Source organism: Streptomyces monticola, from assembly GCF_042665355.1.
Classification (GTDB): domain Bacteria; phylum Actinomycetota; class Actinomycetes; order Streptomycetales; family Streptomycetaceae; genus Streptomyces; species Streptomyces monticola.
Genome location: NZ_JBHTCF010000038.1, coordinates 30,375 through 38,556, shown reverse-complemented (window position 1 = coordinate 38,556; position 8,182 = coordinate 30,375). Strand labels below are relative to the sequence as shown.

The 8,182-nt window shown below is 75.0% G+C and carries 1 protein-coding gene; it reads left to right on the top strand.

Annotation, left to right across the window (positions count from 1 at the left end; translation table 11 throughout):
- On the top strand, positions 1–8,161 hold an 8,161-nt coding region (locus tag ACFQVC_RS41325; protein WP_381841547.1), incomplete at its 5' end, for an SDR family NAD(P)-dependent oxidoreductase.
- Positions 8,162–8,182 lie beyond the last annotated feature (21 nt).

Below are 8,182 nucleotides of genomic sequence, written 5' to 3'. Positions count from 1 at the left end.
CGAGGTCCCCGAGACCGTCACCGCACTCGCGCGGGCAGCCGTACGGGGTGTGGGCGTCGACTGGGCGGCGTACTACGACGGCAGCGGTGCACGCCACGTCGACCTGCCCACATACGCCTTCCAACGTGAGCACTTCTGGCTGGTGCCCGAGGCCCGTACCGACGCCCGCAGTCTCGGTGTCGATCCGGCCGGTCATCCGCTGCTCGCCACGTCGGTGGAGCTCGCGGACCGTGAAGAGCTGGTGTTCACCAGCAGGCTTTCGCTGAGCAGCCACCCGTGGCTGGCCGATCACAGCATCAGCGGCACGGTGCTCGTACCGGCGACGGCGTTTCTCGAACTGGCCGTGGCGGCCGGGGACCAGGCCGGTGCCGGGCGGCTCGCCGAACTGACCCTGGAGGCTCCGCTGGTGCTGCCCGAGGGGCGGGCCGTGCGGGTGCAGGTCGTGGTGGCCGCGCCGGATGCCTCGGGTCTTCGGCCGTTCAGTGTGCACTCGCGGCCCGACTCGGGGGACGACGAGCCGCAGCCGTGGACACGGCACGCTTCCGGTGCCCTCGACCCGGCGCCCGCCTCCGCACCGGTGGCGGAGCTGCCGCAGCAGTGGCCGCCGGCTGAGGCCGTCGCGGATCCGCTGGACGGGGTGTACGAGCGGCTCGCCGGCCTGGGGTACGAGTACGGGCCCGCGTTCCAGGGCCTGCGCGGTGTGTGGCGGGCCGAGGGGCGCACCTATGCCGAGGTGGCACTGCCCGCCGAACTGCACGAGGAGGCGGCCCGGTTCGGGATTCACCCGGCGCTCCTGGACGCCGTGCTGCATCCGGTCGTCCTGGCGGTGGCCGACGGCGGGCGGCCCGAGGAGATCCGGCTGCCGTTCGCGTGGAGCGGCGGCGTACTGCTCGCGTCCGGGGCGAGCGCGCTGCGCGTCGTCATCACCGAGGCGGGTCCCGACGCGGTGCGGCTCGACCTGTTCGACTCCACGGGTGCGCCCGTCGCCGTCGTGGAGTCGCTGACGCTGCGCCCCGTCGCCAAGGACCGGATCGCGCCCCGGGCACAGGGTCCGGGCGACGCGCTGTTCCATGTGGACTGGCCCGCGGTGGCCGCCGCGGACGGGTCCGGGCTGCGGATCGCCGAGCTCGGCGGGCGGGGTGCGGACGGACTGCCCGAGGTGCCCGAGTCCGACGCGCTGCTCGTACGGATCGACGGCGGGGACGACTTGGACGCCGCGCACCTGAATGTGCGGCAGGCGCTCACGGTGACACAGCGGTGGCTCGCCGACGAGCGGTTCGAGGGCTCACGTCTGGTGTTCGTCACCAGCGGCGCCGTCGGTGTGCTGCCCGGCGACGAGGTGCCGGGGCTCGCCGGGGCGCCGGTGTGGGGTCTGGTCCGGTCGGTGCAGTCCGAACACCCCGGCAGGGTGGTGCTCGTCGACACCGACGGCGGCCCGGGGGCGGAGGATCTGCTGGCCGCCGCCGTGGCCACCGGTGAGCCGCAGATCGCGGTGCGCGGCGGTGAGCTGCGGGTGCCGAGGCTGACGAGGGACGCCCTCGGAGAGCCGGTGGGCGCGCCCGGGTTCGACCCGGAGGGCACGGTCCTGGTCACCGGGGGCACCGGTGGTCTGGGGGCGCTCTTCGCCCGGCACCTGGTGAGCGAGTACGGCGTGCGGCGGCTGCTGCTGACGAGCCGCCGCGGGCCCGAGGCCCCCGGTGCCGACGCGCTGACGGCTGAGCTGTCCGGGCTGGGCGCCGAAGTGACCGTGGCGGCTTGTGATGTGAGTGACCGTCAGTCCCTGGAGCGGGTGCTCGCGGGGCAGTCGCTCACCGGTGTGGTGCACACGGCGGGCATCCTCGACGACGCGACCGTGCACTCACTGACGGCCGAACAGCTCACGGCCGTCCTGCGGCCCAAGGCGGACGCCGCCCGGTATCTGCACGAGCTGACCGAGGGACAGCCGCTGAAGGCGTTCGTGCTGTTCTCGTCGGTGTCCGGCATCACCGGCACCGCCGGGCAGGCCAACTACGCCGCCGCCAACACCTACTTGGATGCGCTCGCCGCGCACCGCCGGGCCCGTGGCCTGGCCGCCACGTCCCTGGCCTGGGGGCTGTGGGACGGCACGCACGGCATGGGCGCGGGGCTCGGCGAGGCCGATCTGGCGCGCTGGACCCGCGCCGGTGTCGCGCCGCTCGACCCGGACACCGGACTCGCCCTGTTCGACACGGCGCTCGCCGGCGGCGCGGCCCTGGCCGTGCCTGCCCGGCTCGACCTGGCGCGGCTGCGGGCCGCCGCAGAGCTGCCGGCCGCGCCGCTGCGCGGCCTGGTGCGCAGCCGCCGCAGTGCCGCCCGGACCGCGCAGGCCGCCGGTGACGGCGGTTCGTGGGCCGGGCAGATCGCGGCCCTGCCGGAGGATGAACAGCTGGGCGCCGTCCTGGAGTTGGTGCGCGGTGTCGTCGCCGGAGTGCTCGGGCACGCGGGCGCCGACCGGATCGATCCGGAGCGGGCCTTCAAGGACATCGGCTTCGATTCGCTCGCCGGTGTGGAGCTGCGCAACCGGCTGACTGCGGCGACCGGTCTGCGGCTGCCGGCGACGCTGGTGTTCGACCACCCGTCGCCCGCCGCGCTCGCCACCTATCTGCACGGCAAGGCGGCCGGTGCGCAGCCGGCCGCGGCGCCCGCGCCGGTGCGCCGGGGCGCCGTGGACGAGCCGATCGCGATCGTCGGCATGGCCTGCCGCTTCCCCGGCGGCGTCGACTCGCCCGAGGGGCTGTGGCGCCTGGTCTCCGAAGGCACCGACGCGATCAGCGAGTTCCCCGTCAACCGCGGCTGGGACCTGGACGCGCTGTACGACCCGGACCCGGAGAAGACCGGCACGTCCTACACCCGGCACGGCGGATTCCTGCACGAGGCCGACCAGTTCGACCCGGCGTTCTTCGGGATGTCGCCGCGTGAGGCGACCGCGACCGACCCGCAGCAGCGGCTCCTCCTGGAGACGGCGTGGGAGACCTTCGAGAGCGCCGGTATCGACCCGGCCCTGGTGCGCGGCTCGCGTACCGGGGTGTTCACGGGCGCCATGTACGACGACTACGCGTCGCGGCTCGCGAAGAGCCCCGAGGAGTTCGAGGGCTTCCTGCTGGCGGGCAATCTGTCCAGCGTGGTGTCGGGGCGCCTGTCGTACACGTACGGCCTCGAAGGGCCCGCCGTCACCGTGGACACGGCCTGCTCGTCGTCGCTCGTGGCGCTGCATCTGGCGGCGAACGCGCTGCGGCAGGGCGAGTGCGACCTCGCGCTCGCCGGCGGTGTGACGGTGATGTCGGGGCCGAACACCTTCGTGGAGTTCTCACGCCAGCGCGGTCTGTCCACCGACGGGCGCTGCCGCTCCTTCTCCGCCGAGGCCGGGGGCACCGGCTGGGCCGAGGGTGTGGGACTGCTCCTGGTGGAGAAGCTGTCCGACGCGCGCCGCAACGGGCACCGTGTCCTGGCGGTGGTGCGCGGCACGGCCGTCAACCAGGACGGTGCGAGCAACGGTCTGACCGCGCCGAACGGCCCTTCGCAGGAGCGTGTGATCCGCGAGGCGCTCGCCGCCGCCGGACTCCGGCCCGACGAGGTGGACGCCGTCGAGGCACACGGCACCGGCACCAGCCTGGGCGACCCCATCGAGGCGCAGGCGCTCCTGGAGACCTACGGGCAGGACAGGCCCGACGACCGGCCGCTGTACCTCGGGTCCCTGAAGTCCAACATCGGGCACGCGCAGGCCGCGGCGGGTGTCGGCGGTGTCATCAAGATGATCGAGGCCATGCGGCACCGGACGCTGCCGCGCACGCTGCACGCCGAGAACCCCTCGCCGCACATCGACTGGGACACGGGCGCGGTGGAGCTGCTCACCGAGGAGCGGCCGTGGCCCGAGACCGGGCGTCCGGCGCGCGCGGGTGTGTCGTCGTTCGGTATCAGCGGCACCAACGCGCATGTCGTACTGGAGCAGCCGCCGGCCGAACCCGCGGTGCCCGGAACGGAGTTGACGGACGAGGACGGTGGCGTACTGCCGCTGTTGCTGTCCGCCAAGGACGAGGTCGCGCTGCGGGAGCAGGCCCGGCGTCTGCACGAGCACCTGGCGGGGCGGCCCGGACTGCGGCCGGTCGACGCGGGGTTCTCGCTCGCCACCACGCGGGCCCGCCTGGAGCAGCGCGCCGCCGTCGTCGGTGCGGGACGCACGGAACTCCTCGACGGCCTGCGGGCGCTCGCCGACGGCGGGCAGGCACCGGGTGTGGTGCGGGCCGGCGGCGGACGGCGTGGCCGCACGGCGTTCCTGTTCACCGGGCAGGGCAGCCAACGCCTGGGCATGGGACAGGAGTTGTACGAGACGCATGAGGTGTTCGCCCGGGCCCTGGACGAGGCGTGCGGCTATCTCGACCGGGAGCTGCCGTATCCGCTCAAGGATGTGCTGTTCGCCCGGCCCGACTCGGCGGACGCCGCCCTGATCGGCCAGACGGTGTTCACGCAGGCCGCGCTGTTCGCGGTGGAGACCGCGCTGTTCCGGCTCGCCCGGCACCACGGTCTGACGCCGGACTTCCTGCTCGGCCACTCCATCGGCGAGGTCGCCGCCGCGCACGCCGCGGGCGTCCTCGACCTGGCCGACGCGTGCACCCTGGTCGCCGAGCGCGGCCGCCTGATGCAGGCCGCCCGTGAGGGCGGCGCGATGGTGGCGCTGCAGGCCGGCGAGGAGGAGGTACGGGCGCATCTCGCGCAGTACGACCCGCGGGCCGTGGCGGTCGCGGGTGTCAACGGGCCCCGGGCGACGGTGGTTTCGGGTGACGGGGAGCTGGTCGACACGGTCGCCGCGCACTGGCGTGAGCAGGGTCGCAAGACGAAGCGCCTGCCGGTCAGCCATGCCTTCCACTCCCCGCACATGGAGGAGGTCCTGGAGGAGTTCAGGGCTGTGGCCGCGGCCCTCACGTACCACGAGCCGCGGATCCCCGTCGTGTCGAACGTGACGGGTGAACTCGCCTCCGCCGCGCAGCTGGCCTCGCCCGACTACTGGGCGACGCACATCCGTGAGGCCGTGCGCTTCTACGACGGCATCCGCTGGCTCGAGGCACAGGACGTCACCGAGTTCATCGAGCTGGGACCCGACGGCGTGCTCACCGCGATGGCGCAGGACTGCCTGACCGAGGACGCGGGCCTTCTGGTGCCGGTCCTGCGTTCGGGGCGGCCCGAGCCCGTGTCGTTCGCGGGGGCCGTGGCGCAGGCGCAGCTGCGCGGCGCGGACACGGACCTCGCGGCGCTCTTCCCCGGCGCCCGGCGTGCCGATCTGCCCACCTACGCGTTCCAGCACGGGCGTTACTGGCTGGAGGGCCCGGCCACCGCGGGTGACGCGGAGGGCTTCGGGCTTGTCTCCGCCGGGCATCCGCTGCTCGGCGCGGCGGTGCGGACCGCGGACCGGGACGCCTATCTGCTGACCGGCCGGATCTCCCGGCGCAGCCACGCCTGGCTCGCCGACCACGCCGTGCACGGCATGGTGCTCGTGCCCGCGACCGGGCTCCTCGAAGTGGTCCTGGCCGCCGGTGAACAGGTCGGCTGCGACCATGTCGTGGACCTCACGCTGTCCGCGCCCCTGGTCCTGCCCGAGCAAGGCGCCGTACAGCTGCAGGTGGTCGTCGGCGAGCCCGACGCCGCGGGCGGCCGGCCCGTCACCGTATACGCCAGGCCGGACGGCGACGGCACGGACGAGCCGTGGACGGCGCACGCCGAGGGTCTGCTCGTCGACGATGCCGCACCGGCCGCCGGGCTGACCGCCTGGCCGCCGCCCGGCGCACGGGAGGTGGACCTCGACGGCGCATACGAGCGGCTCGCCGCCATCGGCTACGGCTACGGGCCCGCGTTCCGCAATCTGCGGCGGGTGTGGCAGGGCGAGGGCGAGCTGTTCGCCGAGGTCGCCGTCGGCGAGGAACTGCGCGCCTCCGCGGGGAAGTTCGGGCTGCACCCGGCGCTCCTCGACGCCGCCCTGCACCCGCTGCTCCCCGGGGTCGCCGAGGAGGGGGGCACCTCGTGGCTGCCGTTCGCCTGGTCCGGGGTCAGCCTCACGGCCACCGGTGCCACGGCGCTCCGGGTACGCCTGGCCCTGACGAGCCCGGGTGACGGGTCACTGCAGGCCGAACTCACCGTCGCCGACGGCACCGGCGCTCCGGTCGCGGCCGCCGAGTCCCTGCTGCTCCGCCCGCTGTCGAAGGAGGCGCTGCGCGAGGCCGGTGCGGCCGCCGCACGGGACGGGCTGCTCCGGGTCGGCTGGACGGAACTGCCCGCCACGGCGGCCGGTTCCGGTGACACGGCCGGCTGGGCGGTGCTCGGCGACGGGTCCGTGGACCTGGGCGTCGACACCGCGTACGACAGTCCTGGCGCGCTCGGCGCGGAGCTCGACGCGGGCCGTGCGGCGCCACCGGTCGTGCTGCTGCCCGCACTTGGCGGCTCCGCCGACACGGCGCCGCTGCCCGAGCGGGCCCGGGGCGCCGTGCAGCGGATCCTGGAGTCGGTGCAGGGGTGGCTGGCCGACGAGCGCGTGGCCGGCTCCCGGCTCGTGGTCGTCACCCGGGGCGCGGTGGCCGTCGGCGCCGAGGACGTGAGCGACCTCGCGCACTCCGGCGTGTGGGGTCTGATCAGGTCCGCGCAGACGGAGAACCCGGACCGGCTCACGCTGGTCGACCTCGACCCGGCCGACACCGCGGTGGCGCCCGCCGGTGCGCTGCCCGCCGCGGTGGCGAGCGGCGAGGCGCAGGTCGCGGTGCGCGGCTCCGCCCTGTCCGTGCCGCGCCTGGCCCGCACCACCCCGGAGTCGGGGGCGGACGGGCCGCGCTGGGACGCGGGAACGGTCCTGGTGACCGGTGCCACCGGCACCCTCGGCGCCGTACTCGCCCGCCATCTGGTCACCGAACACGGCGCGCGCAGGCTGCTGTTGCTCAGCCGTCGCGGCCCGGACGCGCCCGGCGCGGCCGAGCTGCGCGCGGAGCTGACCGGTCTGGGCGCCGAGGTCGACGTCGCGGCCTGCGATGTCACCGACCGCCGGTCCCTGGCCGGGGTCCTGGACGCGATTCCCGCGGAGCATCCGCTGACGGCGGTGGTGCACACCGCGGGTGTCCTGCAGGACACCACGGTCGGGCAGCTCACCGCCGGGCAGCTGGAGCAGGTCCTGCGGCCCAAGGTGGACGCGGCCTGGCATCTGCACGAACTCACCCGGGACCGTGAGCTCTCCGCGTTCGTCCTGTACTCGTCGGTGGCCGGCCTGGTCGGCACCGCGGGCCAGGCCAACTACGCGGCGGGCAACACCTTCCTGGACGCCCTCGCCGCGCACCGCCGCGCCCAGGGTCTGCCGGGCACCTCGCTGGCCTGGGGCCTGTGGGGTGAGAGCAGCACCATCTCCGGCGGGCTCGACGAGACGGATCTGCGGCGCCTGGCCCAGCTCGGCCTGCTGCCGCTCGCCACGCAGGACGCGATGTCGCTGTTCGACGCGGCGCCCGCGACCGGCGAGGCCGTGCTCGCGGTCAGCCGTCTCGACGCGGCGGCGCTGCGGGCCCGGGGCGCGGGCCTTCCGCCGGTCCTGCGGGCCCTGGCGCCCGCGGCGCGGCGCGGCAAGGCGGCGGCGAGCAGCGCGGCCGCGGGCACCGCGGCGGGCGATGAGCCGCTGGCCCAGCGGCTCGCCGGGCTCGCCGAGAGCGAGCGTGAGCGGTTCCTGACCGAGCTCGTACGCGCCCAGGTGGCGGCCGTGCTCGGCCACGGGGACGCGGGCGGCATCGCACCCGACCGGGCCTTCCAGGAGCTCGGGTTCGACTCGCTGACCGCGGTGGAGCTGCGTAACCAGCTGAACCGCGCGACCGGTCTGCGGCTGCCCACCACGCTCGTCTTCGACCATCCGTCGCCGCAGGCCCTGGCCGCCTATGTACTCGGCGAACTCGCCATCGATGAGACCTCGACCTCGGCGGCCGATCCCGTCCTGACCTCACTCAACGGCCTTGAGACGGCGATCGGTTCGGCCTCCGACGACGACGCACGCGAACGGATCACGGCCCGCCTGCGCGAACTCCTGGCGGCGGCCGAGTCCGCGGGTGCCGCGGGCACGGCGGACGACTCGGACCTGGACGCGGCGAGCGACGAGGAACTCTTCGCGCTGCTCGATGAGGGGGAGTGAGCGACTTGCCGGCACTCCCTG